The 17,430-nt window shown below is 48.7% G+C and carries 13 protein-coding genes; 11 read left to right on the forward strand and 2 right to left on the reverse strand.

The window, feature by feature from the left end; genetic code table 11:
* Nucleotide 1 precedes the first annotated feature (1 nt).
* Complete coding sequence (flhA, locus tag OH31_RS06535) at nucleotides 2-2,089, reverse strand: flagellar biosynthesis protein FlhA (RefSeq protein WP_024930095.1); 2,088 nt, start codon at nucleotides 2,087-2,089, stop codon at nucleotides 2-4.
* A gap of 21 nt (nucleotides 2,090-2,110) precedes the next feature.
* On the reverse strand, nucleotides 2,111-3,283 hold the full coding sequence (flhB, locus tag OH31_RS06540; protein WP_019882293.1) for a flagellar biosynthesis protein FlhB: 1,173 nt from the start codon (nucleotides 3,281-3,283) through the stop codon (nucleotides 2,111-2,113).
* A 612-nt stretch (nucleotides 3,284-3,895) separates the two neighbouring features.
* Here flhB and flhD point away from each other — a divergent pair.
* From flhD to OH31_RS15355, 11 genes are all read left to right on the forward strand, one after another.
* Nucleotides 3,896-4,216 (forward strand): flagellar transcriptional regulator FlhD, encoded by a 321-nt coding sequence (gene flhD, locus OH31_RS06550; protein ID WP_019882294.1) that lies wholly within the window; start codon nucleotides 3,896-3,898, stop codon nucleotides 4,214-4,216.
* 49 nt (nucleotides 4,217-4,265) lie between these two features.
* Nucleotides 4,266-4,832: a flagellar transcriptional regulator FlhC gene (gene flhC, locus OH31_RS06555; RefSeq protein ID WP_019882295.1), complete on the forward strand. Its 567-nt coding sequence runs from the start codon at nucleotides 4,266-4,268 to the stop codon at nucleotides 4,830-4,832.
* 49 nt (nucleotides 4,833-4,881) lie between these two features.
* On the forward strand, nucleotides 4,882-5,733 hold the full coding sequence (locus tag OH31_RS06560) for a class I SAM-dependent methyltransferase (RefSeq protein ID WP_242402216.1): 852 nt from the start codon (nucleotides 4,882-4,884) through the stop codon (nucleotides 5,731-5,733).
* A 193-nt stretch (nucleotides 5,734-5,926) separates the two neighbouring features.
* Entirely contained in the window at nucleotides 5,927-6,787 is an 861-nt protein-coding gene (gene motA / locus OH31_RS06565; RefSeq protein ID WP_019882297.1) for a flagellar motor stator protein MotA, read from the forward strand.
* A gap of 30 nt (nucleotides 6,788-6,817) precedes the next feature.
* Nucleotides 6,818-7,762, forward strand: coding sequence for a flagellar motor protein MotB (gene motB / locus OH31_RS06570; protein WP_019882298.1), 945 nt, complete (start codon nucleotides 6,818-6,820; stop codon nucleotides 7,760-7,762).
* Between the two features lie 118 nt (nucleotides 7,763-7,880).
* Entirely contained in the window at nucleotides 7,881-8,423 is a 543-nt protein-coding gene (locus OH31_RS06575) for a hypothetical protein (protein ID WP_024930098.1), read from the forward strand.
* 43 nt (nucleotides 8,424-8,466) lie between these two features.
* Nucleotides 8,467-8,835, forward strand: coding sequence for a response regulator (locus OH31_RS06580; RefSeq protein ID WP_019882300.1), 369 nt, complete (start codon nucleotides 8,467-8,469; stop codon nucleotides 8,833-8,835).
* Nucleotides 8,836-8,865: 30 nt separating this feature from the next.
* Nucleotides 8,866-11,262: a chemotaxis protein CheW gene (locus OH31_RS06585; RefSeq protein WP_024930099.1), complete on the forward strand. Its 2,397-nt coding sequence runs from the start codon at nucleotides 8,866-8,868 to the stop codon at nucleotides 11,260-11,262.
* Between the two features lie 12 nt (nucleotides 11,263-11,274).
* Nucleotides 11,275-11,790: a chemotaxis protein CheW gene (locus OH31_RS06590; protein WP_019882302.1), complete on the forward strand. Its 516-nt coding sequence runs from the start codon at nucleotides 11,275-11,277 to the stop codon at nucleotides 11,788-11,790.
* 80 nt (nucleotides 11,791-11,870) lie between these two features.
* On the forward strand, nucleotides 11,871-14,489 hold the full coding sequence (locus OH31_RS15350) for a methyl-accepting chemotaxis protein (protein ID WP_024930100.1): 2,619 nt from the start codon (nucleotides 11,871-11,873) through the stop codon (nucleotides 14,487-14,489).
* Nucleotides 14,490-15,095: 606 nt separating this feature from the next.
* A partial coding sequence (locus tag OH31_RS15355) for a hypothetical protein (RefSeq protein WP_024930101.1) occupies nucleotides 15,096-17,430 on the forward strand: 2,335 nt, incomplete at its 3' end.

Consider the following 17,430-nt stretch of genomic DNA (forward strand, 5'->3'; position numbering starts at 1 on the left):
ATTATTGCGCTCCGATTAAACTGGTGACACGAATGGATTTGTTATCTGGCAGCTCATCATGCGACAGCACTCTGAGATGCGGGACGGTTCTTCTTAAAAATCTGGATAAAGCCTGGCGTAGCGGGGCAGCGACCAGCAGAACGGGTGTCAGGCCCATTTGCTCTTGTTGTCTGGCAGCGACTTCAGTTTGTTGCGACAGTCTTTCTGCAATGCCAGGCTCAATCACGCTCTGGTTGGACTGATTGTTTTGCAAGGCTTGCAACAACAGTCTTTCCAGTTGGCCATCCAGCGTCATGGCGGTAATTTCATTACTGTATGGGAACAGGTCCTGCACAATGGCGCGGCCGAGTTTGATACGCACCATGGAAGTCAGGTCATTCGTGTCCTGGGTGTATTGTGCATGGTCAGCCAGTGTTTCAAGGATGGAGCGCATATCGCGGATATGCACGCCTTCGTTAAGCAGGTTTTGCAATACTTTTTGCAGGCTGGACAGCGTAATCATTTTTGGCACGATTTCTTCAATCAGCTTGCTGGAGTCTTTGCCCATATGGTCCAGCAACTGTTGTACTTCCTGACGGCCCAGCAGTTCGCCTGCATTCAGTGAAATAATATGGTTGAGGTGGGTGGCAATCACCGTGCCTGCGTCGACCACGGTATAGCCCAGGCTTTGGGCATATTCTTTACGGTCTGGCTCAATCCATACCGCTGGCAGGCCAAATGCCGGGTCGGTTGTTTTCGCGCCATCAAGCTCGCCGGTGACGGCACCTGGGTCAATCGCCAGCATCTGGCTGAAGTTAGACTCACCACTGGCCATTTCTACACCTTTCATGGTGATGCGATAGGCGTTTGGTTTCAGGGTCAGGTTGTCGCGGATATGCACCGTTGGCGCCAAAAAGCCAATTTCCTGGGCAAACTTTTTGCGGATGCCTTTGATACGCTTGAGCAGTTCGCCGCCCTGGCCTTTATCCACCAGAGGAATCAGTCGGTAACCGACTTCCAGGCCAATGGTGTCAACTGGCAGCACATCGTTCCATGTTGCTTCTTCGGCTTCGCTGGCTGGCGCCAGTTTGTCTTCTGGCTGTGGTTCCAGCACGGCTTGTTGTTTGGCTTTTTCCTGTTTTTGTTTCACGTTATAAGCCAGGCCACCCAGCAAACCACCCAGACCCAGGAAAGCCAGGTGTGGCATGCCTGGGATCAGGCCGATGCCGCCGATAATGCCGGCAGTCACGGTCAGCACACGTGGATTTTCAAACAGTTGGCTAATCAGTTGGCCGCCGATGTCTTCGTTGTTGGCCACGCGGGAAACCACCACACCGGCAGCGATTGAGATCACCAGTGAAGGGATCTGTGCCACCAGGCCATCGCCAATCGCCAGCATGGTGTAGTTTTTAACCGCTTCATCAAAAGCGAGGTCATGTTGCACCATGCCAACAATCAGGCCGCCAACAATATTGATGATGATGATCAAAATACCGGCAATGGCATCACCACGCACATATTTACTGGCACCGTCCATCGCGCCGTAGAATTCTGATTCCTGGCCAACTTCTTTACGGCGGCGACGTGCTTCGTCTTCGCCAATCAGGCCAGCGTTCAGGTCAGCGTCAATCGCCATTTGTTTACCAGGCATCGCATCCAAGGTGAAACGGGCGCCGACTTCAGCAATACGGCCAGCACCTTTGGTGATCACGGTAAAGTTAATAATGGTCAGGATCACAAACACCACAATACCGACGGCGTAGTTACCACCAATCAAAAAGTGGCCAAACGCTTCAATCACTTTACCGGCCGCATCCGGGCCAGCATGGCCTTCAGTCAGCACGACGCGGGTAGAGGCCACGTTGAGCGCCAGGCGCAGCATGGTGGTCATCAGCAGCACGGTAGGGAAGGCGATAAAGTCCAGCGGCTTGGTGGTTTGCAGGCCTATCATCAAGACCAGGATAGACAGTGCAATATTAAAGGTGAAGAATACATCGAGCATGATGGCCGGTAACGGCAGGATCATCATGGCCAGCAGCAATACAATAATGAGTGGCGCGGCAATTGCTCGTCCGTCCATTTTCCCCATCCATTGTTGCCAATTGTTCATCGTAAACTCCTCAGCCTGCAATTATTCAATCACTGCCGCACTTGCTGGCGCGGCATTTAGCGCATGTGGATCCAGCGCGTCTGGTACTGGCACGTTGGCTGGCATCGCAGGACGCACGCCACCATGCTGTTTAAATACACGCAGCTGGAACACATAGGCCAGAATCTCGGCCACTGCTGCGTAGAGTGTTTGTGGAATCTCACGCTCCAGCTCGGCATGTGCATATAAGGCACGTGCCAGTTTTGGCGATTCCAGCGTCATGACTTCATGTTCAGCGGCAATTTCCTTGATCTTCTGTGCAATCACATCAGCGCCTTTGGCGACCACAATCGGCGCGCCGTTTTCACCTTCTTTATAGCGAATCGCCACGGCATAGTGGGTTGGGTTGGTAATCACCACATCTGCCTGCGGCACATTGCTCATCATTCTTCTGCGTGCCATCTCACGTTGTTGCTGGCGGATACGGCCTTTAATCTCTGGACTACCTTCTGACTCTTTAGCTTCATCCTTCAGCTCTTGTTTGGTCATTTTGTGTTTCTGCGCATATTGATAGAGCTGGTAGGGCACATCAATCACGGCAATCAACACCAGCGCAGAGGCAATGGTCAGAAAGCCGGTGACCATATAGTCACTTACAGTGCTGATCCCGGCGGCAAGAGGCATCTGCGACAAGCTCAGCATAGGCTGCAAATCTTTTTTAACGATGGTGTAGCCCACAGACGCCACCAGAATTGTTTTGGCAATCGATTTCAGTAACTCGACCAGCGAGTTTTTGGAAAACAGATTAGCCAGGCCTTTAATCGGATTGAGCTTGCCAAAATTAGGCACCAGTGATTTTTGTGACATCACCCAGCCACCGACCAGGATCGGTGCAGCCACGGCCACTGAGACAATAATCACGGCCAGTGGCAAAAATGCCCACAAGGCTTGCTCAACCACTTTCATCATGTGCACGATCAACAGTTGCGGCTCAAAGGCCATGGCATGGTCAATGCTCAAGCCTTGTCTCAACACATTCTTCATGGCTTCACCCAGCGGGCGGCTTAGCATCATGATGGCCATGCCAGTGGTAAACAGCACCGCACACGCAGCCAGTTCGCGAGAGCGGGGAATATCGCCGTCTTCGCGTGCCTTCTCCAATCGCTTGGGGGACGCGTCTTCGGTTTTTTCCATATCGCTGTCTTCAGCTGCCATGTCCTCGACTCTTTCGTTTCACAGATACAACACACAAGTTGTATTTCCTGTGAGTGATTATTGGCTAGAAAAACGCTTTTTTATGTCTGGAATAAAAGGGCTTATTGACCGCTTTCTATCAGTTACGGCTTGCTGGATGTTAATGAGTGCAAATAATAAAATTATTATTCTTTTTAAAACAATATGTTATGAGGTTTGTTGGTTTTTTTTGAGGTGCAACCCTAAAGTTTTAGTTTGTGCTGTCGTTAACCGGGATAGCACAAATAGTTTTTATGAAAGCTTGAAAAGCAGACTAAACAGACAAAAAACAGTTGTTTACGGAATACAACAGGAAAACTTTAATTATTTTTTGAATTGGAATCAGAATAATGCTGCGAACATAGACGTGAAATTGTTGCGGTGTAACATTAAAATTACGCCATAACTTATTGATATTTATAGTTGTGGTGATTGCCATGTAGGGGTTTGTAAGACAAACACCTACGTGGCTGTTTTCGTCTGTCTTACAAAAGAAACCGACAAACCCTGATTGTTGCTCTTCATGATTGCGCGCAAAGTACGCCTAACGCTCAGGCGGACTTAAATTAACGTTAAAAAAACGGAGACAAGATCATGAACATGCAAAACGATTTACTCGCTGAAATCAAAGATGCCAACCTGAACTATCTGATGTTGGCCCAACAACTGATCCGCGCTGACAAAGCCACTGCGATTTTCCGCCTTGGTATTAATAAGGAAATTGCAGACCTGCTGGAAAACCTGACTAACCTGCAATTACTGAAACTCTGTAATACCAATATGTTGCTGACTCGCTTCCGTTTTGATGACAGCGAAATCCTGGGCATGTTGACCAGCTACTCCAAAGACCCAGCGCAAGCACATCTGCATACTGCAGTACTGATGTCTGCCCAAGCTGCGGACTCCACTGTATAACAGTGTAGACGTTTCCATCTGTCGATAAGAAATAGAAAAGAGGGTTATCATGCAAAAGAAGAGTGTAGTAAACGAAGCAGAACAAATTCAACTGGCAATGCAAATGATTTCATTGGGCGCACGCCTGCAATTGCTGGAATCCCAAACGACATTGTCACGCGAGCGTTTGATCAAGTTGTACAAGGAAATGAAAGGCGTTTCTCCTCCTAAAGGCATGTTGCCATTCTCTACCGACTGGTTCTTGACCTGGCAGCCAAACATTCATTCTTCCATTTTCTACAATATCTACCGTTTTATGGTGGATTATGCTGGCGTAGATGGTATTCAGGCGATTATCAAAGCCTATACGCTCTATATGCAGCAAGTTCAAAATCCTGATGCTGCACAACAAGATGAGCCAGTCTTGTCATTGACCCGTGCCTGGACACTGGTGCGTTTCATCGAAAGCAAAATGCTGACAACTAAAGTCTGCCATTGCTGCGGTGGTCAATACATCGTCAACAGCTACGATTTGAACCAGAATTATGTATGTAACCTGTGCCACGTACCTTCACGTGCCGGTAAAACCAAAAAAGCCAAAGAACTCAGCTACAAACTGGTTTCAATGACTGCTTAACTGGTTGCAAACAGGTATTTGATATTGCCTGTGAAATGAAGGATTTAGCATGCACTCGATAAAATTGCCGGCAGAGGCGTTGCCATCCCAACCCTGGGTACAGCGTCTCTTGCCAAAACGATTGTGGTGTCAGGCATTGCTGATCCAGTGTGTGAGTATGCTGTTGATGACGGGCCTCGCGCCTGGCGTGATCAACAGTGTATTTGCGTTTGAATTGCGTAGTCTGGGTATTCAGCTGGATTCCATCTGGTTCTGGTTATTGCCCCATCTGTGCGTCGTCAGCGTATTGGCGAGAGCCGCGCGCATGCCGGCCTGGTGGCGCTGGATACATGTGGCCTTCCCGGTGGCCGTTGTTTTCATGCAGCAGGTTGCGTTACCGGCCAGTGTTTATTTTGCCGGGTTTGTGATGACATTGGCGCTTTACTGGTCTGTACACAATACGCGCGTCCCGTTTTACCCCTCTTTTCCTGCGACCTGGCGTGCTCTGCAACGTATTCTCGAGCAACATGCCGGTGACCAATCATTGAAAGTGCTCGATATCGGTAGCGGTATCGGTGATATTGCAATGTTTTTAGCCAAACAGCGCATACACGATGAAGTGTCCGGCATTGAAATCGCCCCGTTACCCTGGGCGGTGAGCGCCGTGCGCGCCTTGTTTTCCGGCACCAGCGTCAAATTTACCCTCGGTGATTACCGCGCCATTGATTTTGCCAGTTTAGACGTGATATTTGCCTATCTGTCTCCAGCTGTGATGCAAGACGTCTGGCAAAAAGTGCAACAGGAAATGCGGCCGGGCTGCCTGTTTGTCACCTCGGAGTTTCCGGTGCCTGACATTCAAGCCGAGCATATTGTGTTCCCCAGTGCCAATTCGCCAGCCTTGTACGTTTACCTCAAAAAATAGTGTTATCACGCTGTCACCTCGCCTCGACGGCCATCGCTGATGGCCTTATTCGCTATTAACCCCATTGAAACGACAGACGCTTCCATTGTCACCAGTGTGATTTAACTGGCTAAATGCCTTTTATTTAAAAAAATGAATCGGGGCGTGCATTGTTATGCTTTCCACAGTTAACTGCTAAAAGTGGAGTCAAAGCATGTTTGTGATCATTGGGTATGTAGTCGTTTGTGGCATGGTCTTTGGGGGCTATGCACTCGCTGGCGGCCATTTGGGCGCCTTATGGCAGCCACTGGAAGTCATGATGATTTTTGGCGGCGCATTTGGGGCCTTTATTGTCGGTAATGATACCAAGGCCATTAAAGCTACTATGAAAGCTGTGCCCACCTTGTTTAAGGGGTCTAAGTACAACAAGCAGTTGTATATGGACTTGCTGGCCTTGTTGTTTGAAATTCTCACCAAAATCCGCAAAGACGGCCTGATGTCGATTGAAAAAGACATTGAAGACCCCGAGTCCAGTGCCTTATTCACTAAATATCCCTCCATTGTGCATGACCATCACCTGGTCGAGTTTATCTGCGATTACCTGCGCCTGATGGTGTCCGGCAATATGGATGCCTTCCAGGTCGAGAACCTGATGGATAACGAGCTGGAAACCCACCATATGGAAGGCCACGTGCCTGCACATTGTATTGCCAAACTGGGCGACGGCTTGCCGGCGTTTGGTATTGTGGCGGCGGTGATGGGCGTGGTGCACACCATGGAAAACGTGGCGTTGCCACCGGCTGAGTTGGGTATCCTGATTGCGCACGCGCTGGTGGGGACTTTTCTCGGTATTTTGCTGGCGTATGGCTTTGTTGGCCCGCTCTCAGGTTTGCTGGAGCAAAAGCTGGAAGAATCCAGCAAGAGCTTTCAAACCGTCAAAGTGGTGTTGCTGGCCAGCCTGAATGGTTATGCACCGCCGATTGCGGTTGAGTTCGGCCGTAAAGTCCTGTATTCGACCGAGCGTCCTGGCTTTACCGAGCTGGAAGAGCACGTCAAACAGGCTAAATCCAAATAAGTGCAAGATTAAGACCGCCGGGAGAGCGTCATGGCAGAAGAACATATTGCCCCGATTATTGTTAAAAAGATCAAAAAGGGTGGCGGTGGCCATCACGGTGGTGCCTGGAAAATTGCTTATGCTGACTTTGTGACAGCGATGATGGCGTTTTTCCTGTTGATGTGGTTGCTGGGGTCTACCTCGAAAGCGCAAAAAGAAGGCATTGCCGAGTATTTTCAAACGCCTTTGCATATGGTGTTGATGGGGCCTTCACTCGGCCAGAGTGATTCGGCCTTGAAAAATACCGGTGGTAAAGATGTCACCAAAAAACAGGGGCAGGTCAAGCCGGTAGAAGGCGATCCAGGCAAGCTGAAGACGGTCAAACTGGAAGATGTTAAAGAAGTCTTGAAACAGGCCGAAAAAGTCAAACTGGAGGCATTAAAAGCCAAGATTGAGCAAGCCATCGAAGACAACCCGACATTGCAACAATTTAAGTCTCAGCTCAAGCTGGATATTACCAGTGAAGGCCTGAGGGTGCAGATTATTGATGAACAGAACCGGCCCATGTTTGAAAATGCCAAAGCCGAGTTACAGCCTTATGCCAAAACGATTTTGCGTGAGATTGGCAAAACGCTGAATGGCGTGGATAACAAAATCAGTTTATCCGGGCATACCGATGCAGCGGGTTACGCCAATGGTGATCATGGTTACAGTAACTGGGAGTTGTCTGCTGACCGCGCCAATGCCTCACGGCGTGAGCTAATTGCGGGCGGTATGGATGAAACCAAGCTGATGCGTGTGGTTGGCCTGGGCTCTGCCATCATGATGGATAAAGAGAATCCGTTTAATCCGATTAACCGCCGCATCAGTTTAATTGTGATGAACAAGGAAACCGAAGAGGATTTACTCAAGGATAACGAACAGATTTCTGTCAGTGAGCATGATAAAACGCAAGTAGAAGCATTGCAGAATAAAGCGGAAAAGCCTGCGCCCTGAAGAAGGACAGGGAAAATGGGTGAAGAGGTTGGCGGTTAAAGCGTACAAGAAATAAGTCATTTTTACATTGTTTATTTCTTGATTGAAAAACAGGGAAATCAGGCAAGATAGGACCACTATGAAAACATTGCCCATAGAAGAGTTAAGAGAATTACTGGCCGCGGTCTCGCGTCACGGTGACTGGCATCTGCTCGAAATCGAAACCGATTTGCAGCAAACCGCCTTTTTACTGAATGAAGCGATTGAAAAGCTGAGTGCCAGTTTTATGACGGTATATGCCCAGTTAATGGAGCAGCAGGCAGCGGTGCAGTTGCTGGTTGAGGCTGGTAAGTTGCAGCCTGAAGAAATGCAGCAATTGCAGGTGTTTCAGGACAACATTGGCCAGGAAGTGAACAAAGTAGTGACTGGCATGCAGTTTCAGGACATGACCAACCAGTTGTTGCAGCGCACTATCAACCGCGTGCATGGCTTAAAAGATTTGTTACATGAGCTGTCCAGTCATCAGTTTCCGATGGCTGCTGATGACGAGCATGAAGAAATCAGACGCTTCATCATGCAGCTTAACCAGAATTTTGATCAGGGTAGCCAGCATCTGACCGGCAATTTACGCAAGTCAGTGGATCAGAAAAACTTGGCTACCGGTGACATAGACTTATTTTAATACAGCGGCGTTTAACGAAATTAGTGAAAAAGGCGAATCAAACATGGCGAAAACAATTTTAACAGTAGACGACTCCGGATCATTGCGTCAGATGGTGGCTTTTAGTCTGAAAGCTGCTGGCTATGATGTCGTGCAGGCCGTAGATGGTCAAGACGGCCTTAATAAAGCCAAAGAGAAAACGGTGGATCTGGTATTGACCGATCAAAACATGCCGGTGATGGATGGCCTGACACTGATCACCAATTTGCGTACGCTTGCTTCCTATCAAAGAGTGCCTATTCTGATGTTGACCACAGAGTCTTCTGACGAAATGAAAGCAAAAGGTAAAGCCGCAGGTGCCAATGGCTGGCTGGTGAAGCCTTTTGATCCAAAGCGCCTGATTGAAGTTGTCCAAAAAGTAATCGGTGCCTAAGCGCCGCTGGTAAAGGAACTGGAGTAAACAATGACAGTGGATATGAGCCAGTTTTACGAGGTGTTCTTTGACGAAGCCGAGGAGTTGTTGGCTGAAGCAGAGCACCTGTTGCTTGGTATCGATGTGGAATCGCCAGATGTTGAGCAATTAAACGCTATTTTCAGGGCGGCACACTCTATTAAAGGCGGTGCTGCGACCTTTGGTTTTATGGACATGACGGAAATTACGCATGTGCTGGAAAACCTGCTCGATAAAATTCGCAAAAACGAGATGGCGTTGACCACCGAACACGTTGATGCATTTTTGGCTGCCAAAGATGTGATCAAGATGCAAGTCGATGGTCATCGCCATGGTTCAGATGTGAATGCTGAGCAAGTGAGCGATGTGGCCATGATGCTGAAATCACTTTCAGAAGGTAAAGCCGCCGTCGCGGCTGAGCCTGTGGTAGCCGCTGCCAGCGCTGATGCTGCACCTGCTGCAACGCCAGCCGCAACAGCTGTCGCAGAAGTGGCGAAAACTGCATTGACGATTACCGCTGAAGAAAAAGCAAAAGGCATGACCCTGTATGACGTTGGTTTGCCAACCGTCACTGAAAAAGACCTGGCTAACCTGAAAGATGAGCTGGCCTTGTTGGGTGACGTCGAGGTTTATCAACGCAGCGAGAATGTACATGCTGTGCTGATTAAAACGGACTCCAGTGCCGATGACATTGTGTCTATCTGTTCATTTATTGTTGACGCCGATGCCCTGGTGATCCAGGTAGCGGGCGATGCTGCCAGTGAACCAGCCGCTACGCCAGCCGAAGCTGCAACAGCGGCTGCGCCAGTTGAGGCAGCACCTGCGGCAGAGGCTGGTTATGGTTTCTTTGATAATGATCCGATTATCAAAACTGAAACAAAAGCTGACGATGGCAGGGTGCAAGTCGCTGAAGAAATGGGCTATGGCCTGTTCGCCAGCAACGGTGAAGAGCAGCAGGAAGAGGGTTACGGTTTCTTTGCACCGTTTAAACCACATCCAGATGCGCCTAAAGCACAAATGATCGGTGATGATAATGCTGCCGCTGCAATGGCAAAAGCCAAGGCAGAGGCCGCTGCAACCGCTGTTGCCACGCCTGCCGAGGCCGCACCTAAAGAAGAGCGTCGTCAACAGGGGCGTCGTGAGACTGATAAACCTGCTGCTGCACAAAGTGCAGAAAGCACTTCGATTCGTGTTGGCATCGAGAAGGTTGATCAGTTGATTAACCTGGTTGGCGAGCTGGTCATTACACAAGCCATGATTGAGCAGCGTGTGAATGCCCTCGACCCGGTGGATAACGAAGCCTTAATTAATAGCGTCGGCCAGTTAACGCGCAACACACGTGATTTGCAAGAGTCAGTGATGTCGATTCGTATGATGCCGATGGATTTTGTGTTCTCGCGCTTTCCACGCATGGTGCGTGACCTCGCTGGCAAGTTGGGCAAAAAAGTGGAGTTTGTCACCAGCGGTGCCACCACTGAGCTTGATAAGAGTTTGATTGAGCGTATTGTCGATCCATTAACTCATTTGGTACGTAACAGTGTAGACCACGGCATTGAAAAACCAGAAGTCCGCCGTGACATGGGCAAGCCGGAAAGCGGTACCTTAACCCTGTCTGCGGCGCATAAAGGCGGCAGCATCGTGATTGAAGTGACTGATGATGGCGGTGGTTTGAACCGTGACAGAATTCTGGCCAAAGCGGCCTCAAATGGTTTGCCAGTGAATGAAAGCATGACCGATAACGAAGTGTTTAGCCTGATCTTTGCACCAGGCTTCTCTACGGCTGAAGTGGTCACCGATGTGTCTGGCCGCGGTGTGGGCATGGACGTGGTGAAACGGAATATTACCTCCATGGGCGGTCATATCGAGATTCGCTCTGCATTAGGCTATGGCACAACGATTTCAATTTCATTGCCACTGACACTGGCGATTTTGGACGGCATGTCTGTGTCGTTGGGCAAGAGCGTTTATGTGGTGCCATTGAACCTGATTGTAGAAACACTGCAACCACGTGCCGAAGACCTGAAAACAGTGACCGGCGAAGGCTTGATGGTGCATGTGCGTGGCGAATATTTACCGATTATCGCCTTGCATGCCTTGTTTAACCATCCTACCCAGATCACCACCCCGACTGACGGTGTGTTATTGATACTGGAAGCCGATGGCAAGAAATCCGCCTTGTTTGTCGACCGCCTGGTTGGCCAGCAGCAAGTGGTGATCAAGAGCCTGGAAACCAACTTCAAGCGCATTCCTGGCGTCTCTGGCGCCACCATTATGGGCGACGGGTCGGTGGCATTGATTCTGGATGTGCCAGCCATTATCCAGATGGGGCAAACCACAAACTACGTGACGGGTGGCATGGCATTTTCCAACCAGAACTATTTAACTTCACAAAATACCATCAATGCATAAGGAGCATATGCAATGAGTACAAGCACAGAAATGAGCAATTCCTTAAGCGGCAACGCAGGCAATGGCTTGAAAACAGCGGCGGGTGAATACCTGACCTTTGTCTTGGGCAGCGAGCAATACGGCATCGAAATTCTTAAGGTGCAGGAAATTCGCGGTTACGATGCGGTCACCCAAATTGCAAACATGCCATCCTTTATTAAAGGGGTGATTAACCTGCGTGGCAAGATCGTGCCTATCGTCGATTTGCGCATCAAGTTCAACCTGGGCAAGGTCGAATATAACGAATTCACCGTGGTGATTATTCTCAACCTCAACGGGCGTATTGTCGGCATTGTGGTCGATGGCGTGTCTGATGTGCGCGAGCTGCGTGAAGAGCACCTGCGTGAAGTGCCATCATTGGTGACCCGCATTGACACCAAATATATCGTCGGCCTGGCGACCATTGAGCAAGAAATGCTGATCCTAGTGGACATCGATAAACTGATGACCAGCGATGAGATGCAATTGATGGAAGCGGCTGTACATTAACTAACATTATAAAAACGTGCACAACAGCAAAAACATAAGCGCGATTACTCTAAACAGAGATATTTTCCAAGGATAAAATTATGTTTTCTACCATCGTGAATAAGCTGGCGGCAGGGACTCGGGATTATCGTAATACATTGGACCAGGTGGCTGAATTCAGCGCGCTGAAGTCTGAAATCAATAAAGCAAGAGCGATTGTTGAGCTGAATGCCAAGGGGGATATCAGCCAGGTCAACGACAATTTGTGCCAATCGCTAGGCTACAGCGCAAAAGAGCTGGTCGGCCAGCATCACCGTGCTTTACTGACGCGTGAAGACGCTGGCAAGCCAGACTACGAACAGTTCTGGAATGCTTTGCAGGGCGGTAAGTCTCAAGGTGGTAGCTTCAAACTGAATAACAAAGAGGGCCATGAGGTTTGGTTCCAGGGCTATTACGCGCCTGTGATGCAAGGCTCACAACTACGTAAAGTGGTGGCTTATCTGACCGATGTGACTGCGGATAAAAAGCGCAGCCTGGCGCTGCAAGAAGAAGAAAACGCTCTGAATCAGTCTTTTGGGGTGATGGAATGTGACCTGAAAGGCAATATTCTTGAATGCAACGATGTGTTCCTGAAGCCGCTGGGTTATCAACATAGTGAAGTGATTGGTAAGCATGTTTCGATACTGTTGAAAGCAAATACAGCCCAAAGTGCTGAATATAAGCAACTTTGGGAGAAGTTGAATAAAGGCGAGAACGCTAAACTGGAAATTTGCCGGGTGGCCAAAAATGGCAACGAATACTGGTTTAGCACCAGCTATGTGCCGATTGTCGGGTTAGATGGCACTGTCCTCAAAGTCAAAGTCTACTCTTATTGCATTACCCAGGAAAAACAGCGTCAACTGGACTTTGAAGGCCAGATCTTTGCTGTGAATCACTCACAAGGGGTGATTCAGTTCGACATGAGTGGCAATATTTTAACCGCCAATGATAACGTGCTGAGCCTGACAGGCTATCAACTGGATGAAATTGTTGGTAAGCACCACAGTATGTTTGTCAGCGAGCGCTATAAAGCCAGCCAGGAATACAAAGATTTCTGGGCCAAGCTCAATCGTGGCGAGGCCGATGTCGGTGTTTATCATCGCTATGGCAAACAAGGCCAGGACATTTATTTACAGGCGTCTTACAACCCGATTATTGGGCTGGATGGCAAGCCGGTAAAAGTGGTTAAATATGCCACTGATATTACCAAAGCGGTATTGGCTGACCAGGCGCAGAAGGTAAAAACCCGTGAAGCGACCATGATCAAAAATGCGTTGGAGGCTTCATCGAATAGTTTGATGATGGCTGACAAAGACGGCGTTATTACCTATATGAACCCGGCTGCGCTGGAGTTAATGCGCGAATCCAGCAAAACATTCAAACAGTTATTTCCGCACTTCGATGCAGAGAAACTGATTGGTCAAAGCTATGATGTGTTCCATAAAAATCCTGCGCATCAGCGTAACCTGCTAGGTGGACTGACTGGCAAACATCAAACCGAAATTGGTGTCGGCGATATGTTCTTCCGCCTGACAGCGAACCCGATTTTCGATAATGATGGCGAACGTCTGGGCACTGTGATTGAATGGGTAGACCAAACGCAAGAGAAGCGCGTGGAAAACCAGATCAAAGAAGCCTTGAAATCCGCTGTTGATGGTGATGTGACCTATCGACTGGATAGCTCGATTGCCAAAGGGGCTGCAGTTGAGACCATGAACTCCATCAACCAGTTGCTGGACATCATGAACGATATTCTGGTGAACGTGCGAGAAGCAGGCGAAACCATTAATACAGCCGCACATGAAATTTCCAGTGGCAACAACGATTTGTCCAGCCGTACAGAGCAACAGGCGTCTAACCTGGAAGAAACTGCCTCCAGCATGGAGCAACTGGCTTCTACCGTGAAACAAAACGCCGAAAATGCACGTCAGGCCAATCAAATGGCTGAAGCCGCGTCACAAGTGGCGATTCGTGGTGGTGAAGTCGTTGGTAACGTGGTGACCACCATGAGTGCAATCAATGAAAGCGCACGTAAGATTGAAGATATTATTTCTGTCATTGATGGCATTGCTTTCCAAACCAATATTCTGGCACTGAACGCGGCGGTAGAAGCTGCGCGTGCAGGTGAGCAAGGTAGAGGCTTTGCGGTGGTGGCAGGTGAAGTGCGCAATCTGGCACAACGTTCAGCCAGTGCAGCGAAAGAAATTAAAGAGCTGATCACTGACTCTGTGAATAAAACCGCTGACGGGACTAAACTGGTGGAAACTGCTGGTGAAACCATGCATGAAGTGGTGACCTCGGTGCAGCGTGTGACTGATATCATGAGTGAAATTACAGCGGCTTCTGCTGAACAGAGCTCAGGCATTAACCAGGTCAACGATGCCGTTAACCATATGGATGAAGTGACCCAGCAAAACGCCGCGCTGGTGGAAGAGGCTGCGGCCGCTGCTGAGTCATTGGTTGAGCAAGCTTCTAACCTGATGGATACCGTGAACAGATTTAAAGTCCGTGGCGGTACAACACAAGCAACCCGCTCTGCAGCGCCACGTGTTGCAGTTGCCAGCCGTCCCGCTGTGTCCGCGCCAGTGAGCAAGCCTAAACCGGCTGCACATACCAATAGTTATCAACCAGGCAAATCGACTAAAACCGGTACGGATGATACTGAGTGGGAAGAGTTTTAACGCAATGATTTAACAATGAGTCTGCTTGTTTCTGTGAGAGGAAAAGCCCATGACAAATGTCTTTCTGAAAGTGGTGAGTGCCCTGGTTGAAGGTTTTTTGTTGTGGGCATCGGCGGTGATTGGTTATCCCTTATAAATAACCATGCTGTATGAAATAACCTTTAAAAACCGACGAAAGTCGGTTTTTTTATGCCTGTTTCATTCGTAATTGTATGGAGGCTATCTCTAGAAAAGCAACGCTAGTTTTCGAAAAGATCGCTGGTGATGGATTGAAACATAAACCCCTGTTTTTTTCCTCAATTGAAAATGCTGCTGTCCTTTTATCATGATAAAACCATCTATCAGCTGTGGTTGATTGCAACGAGGCAGTCACCATTGATAAACGATGTGTTGACTCCAGTCTGGGCTGGACAGTCAGTACATGGTGCCAAACGGCGAGAACAATATGCAGACGTTTCATGATTGAGATGTATACAACGACGTATGCATGACGCCCGTGACACACGGTAATAATCCCTCACGCCTGAACGCTTATATTTTACGTTTTCTCGATGTTTAATCGATTGATGGTTGTTCGATTGAATTTATTAACACAGAGGATGCGTCATGCTTAACAAGCTCTCTATCACCAAAAAACTTACGTTGATGGCATGTATTATCTTGCTGCCCTTAACTTATCTCGCCTCGGTCAATATTCTTAAAAATAAAGCAGATATCAGGACAACCGATGCTGAAGTTCAAGGCATCGCCTTAATCAGCCCGTTAATGGTCATGATTGAGGATGTGCAGAAACATCGTGGAATGATGGCCAACTACCTTTCAGGTAAGCGCGAACTGCAACCGAAAATTGCCGAGTTGGAGTCCAAGCTGGACAAGGACATTGAAACGATTCGTTTCATGCATGAGACTTCTCAGGTAGTGAGCCATGACGATCCTTACTGGATTGAGTTTTCAGATAAGTGGCAAACCGCGATCACGAATTATAAAACCCTGACATTGGCCAGTCTGGCCGCCAGCCGTGAAGAAAGTTTTGTCAAACATACGGCAATTATTAACTTTCTGATTGAAGCCACGGTAATTAAGGCAGATATCAGTGGGTTGACGCTGGATCCGCTCGAAGAGTCTTACTACATGATGGATACAGCGGTGTTAAAAGTTCCGCCGTTGATTGAAGTCATGGCGCAAGTGCGTGGCCTCGGCGCTGGTGTGCTCGCTAAACAGGCGCTTTCAGAAAATGAGCGTTTGAAGCTGGAAGGGCTGGTCAATGCCATGGAGCAGACGGATGGCCGTTTTATGCACAATATGCATGTGCTGTCGCGCTACGACCAGAAGAATACGCAAGAAATACAGCCTTTGCTCGATGCCACACAGCATCTCAAGCAATTACTGCTTACTGCGATTTTAAAGAATGAATCTCTGTCTTATGATTCGCAGCAATATTTCAATCAGGCGAGTGCGCAAATTGAAATCGCCTATAAAAGCTATTACGCGTTGATGGATCAACTGCAGCACACACTGCAAAAAAGAATCACTCAACAAGAATATCAATTGTATACCACGCTGGCGATGACTGCGTTGGGCCTGTGCCTGGTGTTGTGGATTGTGTATGCCGTTTCCAGGGATATTATTGCTAAATCCAGGCTGGCCAAACAAATGATGGAAGACCTGGTACAGGGGAATATTCAGGCGGTGCAGCAAGAGATCGTTCCGCATGACGAACTGGACGAGGTGATTATTTCCGCCGGTAAACTAAATCATACGATACATACACTGGTCAATGAATCCAAACAGTTGGCCAGTTCAGCCAGTGCCGGCAATTTGAGTGCGCGCGGTGAAAGCAGCAAGTTTGATGGCGAATACAGAGTATTGGTGGATAGTATTAACCAGACTCTGGATGGCGTCATTATCCCCTTGAATGTGGCTGCACAATACGTGGATGACATCTCCAAAGGCAGAATACCAGCCAAAATCACGGATGCCTATAAAGGTGATTTCAATACGATTAAAAACAACCTGAACCAGTGTATTGATGCGGTCCAGGCCTTGGTTGCTGATGCCAGTATGCTGTCTCAGGCTGCGGTGGCTGGGCGCTTATCTGCCCGGGCCGATGCCAGCAAGCATCAGGGCGACTTCCGCAAGATCGTGCAGGGGGTCAACGATACCCTGGATGCGGTGATTGGACCATTGAACGTGGCTGCAAAGTATGTAGAAGATATTTCGCATGGCCACATTCCGGCCAAAATAAGTGATCATTACAATGGTGATTTCAATACCATTAAAAATAACCTCAACCAGTGTATCGATGCGGTCAATGCACTGGTGACCGATGCCAACATGCTGTCAAAAGCAGCTGTGGATGGCCAGTTGTCTACGCGTGCTGATGCCGCCAAACACAATGGCGATTTCCGCAAAATTGTTGAAGGCGTGAATAACACCCTGGACTCTGTGATTGGTCCATTGAGTGTCGCGGCGAACTATGTTGATCGTATCTCCAAAGGCGATATTCCCGCGCGTATCAATGAACATTACCGAGGTGACTTCAATGAGTTAAAGAATAACCTCAATACCTGTGTTGATGCCGTGAACAGGCTGGTTGCTGATGCCGATCTGCTGGCCAGTTCGGCCAAGCAAGGCCGCATTACGGTGCGAGCTGATGTTGATAAACACAATGGTGATTTCCGCAAGATTATCGAAGGTGTGAACAACACCCTGGATATGATCGTAGAACCGATTATTGCGGTATCAGAAGCGGTTGAAACGATTACCACCGCAGCGAATGAAATCTCCAGTGGTAACTCTGACTTGTCAGCCCGTACTGAGCAACAGGCATCCAGCCTGGAGCAAACGGCGGCGAGCATGGAAGAGTTAGCCTCTACCGTGAAACAAAACGCTGAGAACGCCAAACAGGCGAACCAGCTGGCACTGACTGCTTCAGGTGTTG

The organism is Methylophilus sp. OH31, from assembly GCF_000576615.1.
In the GTDB taxonomy this organism is placed as follows: Bacteria; Pseudomonadota; Gammaproteobacteria; order Burkholderiales; family Methylophilaceae; genus Methylophilus.

Bases quoted from the DNA above. Each gene is read 5' to 3' on its own strand.
- flhA (WP_024930095.1), bottom strand. From the start codon at position 2,089: ATGAACAATTGGCAACAATGGATGGGGAAAATGGACGGACGAGCAATT.
- flhB (WP_019882293.1), bottom strand. From the start codon at position 3,283: ATGGCAGCTGAAGACAGCGATATGGAAAAAACCGAAGACGCGTCCCCC.
- flhD (WP_019882294.1), top strand. From the start codon at position 3,896: ATGAACATGCAAAACGATTTACTCGCTGAAATCAAAGATGCCAACCTG.
- flhC (WP_019882295.1), top strand. From the start codon at position 4,266: ATGCAAAAGAAGAGTGTAGTAAACGAAGCAGAACAAATTCAACTGGCA.
- OH31_RS06560 (WP_242402216.1), top strand. From the start codon at position 4,882: ATGCACTCGATAAAATTGCCGGCAGAGGCGTTGCCATCCCAACCCTGG.
- motA (WP_019882297.1), top strand. From the start codon at position 5,927: ATGTTTGTGATCATTGGGTATGTAGTCGTTTGTGGCATGGTCTTTGGG.
- motB (WP_019882298.1), top strand. From the start codon at position 6,818: ATGGCAGAAGAACATATTGCCCCGATTATTGTTAAAAAGATCAAAAAG.
- OH31_RS06575 (WP_024930098.1), top strand. From the start codon at position 7,881: ATGAAAACATTGCCCATAGAAGAGTTAAGAGAATTACTGGCCGCGGTC.
- OH31_RS06580 (WP_019882300.1), top strand. From the start codon at position 8,467: ATGGCGAAAACAATTTTAACAGTAGACGACTCCGGATCATTGCGTCAG.
- OH31_RS06585 (WP_024930099.1), top strand. From the start codon at position 8,866: ATGACAGTGGATATGAGCCAGTTTTACGAGGTGTTCTTTGACGAAGCC.
- OH31_RS06590 (WP_019882302.1), top strand. From the start codon at position 11,275: ATGAGTACAAGCACAGAAATGAGCAATTCCTTAAGCGGCAACGCAGGC.
- OH31_RS15350 (WP_024930100.1), top strand. From the start codon at position 11,871: ATGTTTTCTACCATCGTGAATAAGCTGGCGGCAGGGACTCGGGATTAT.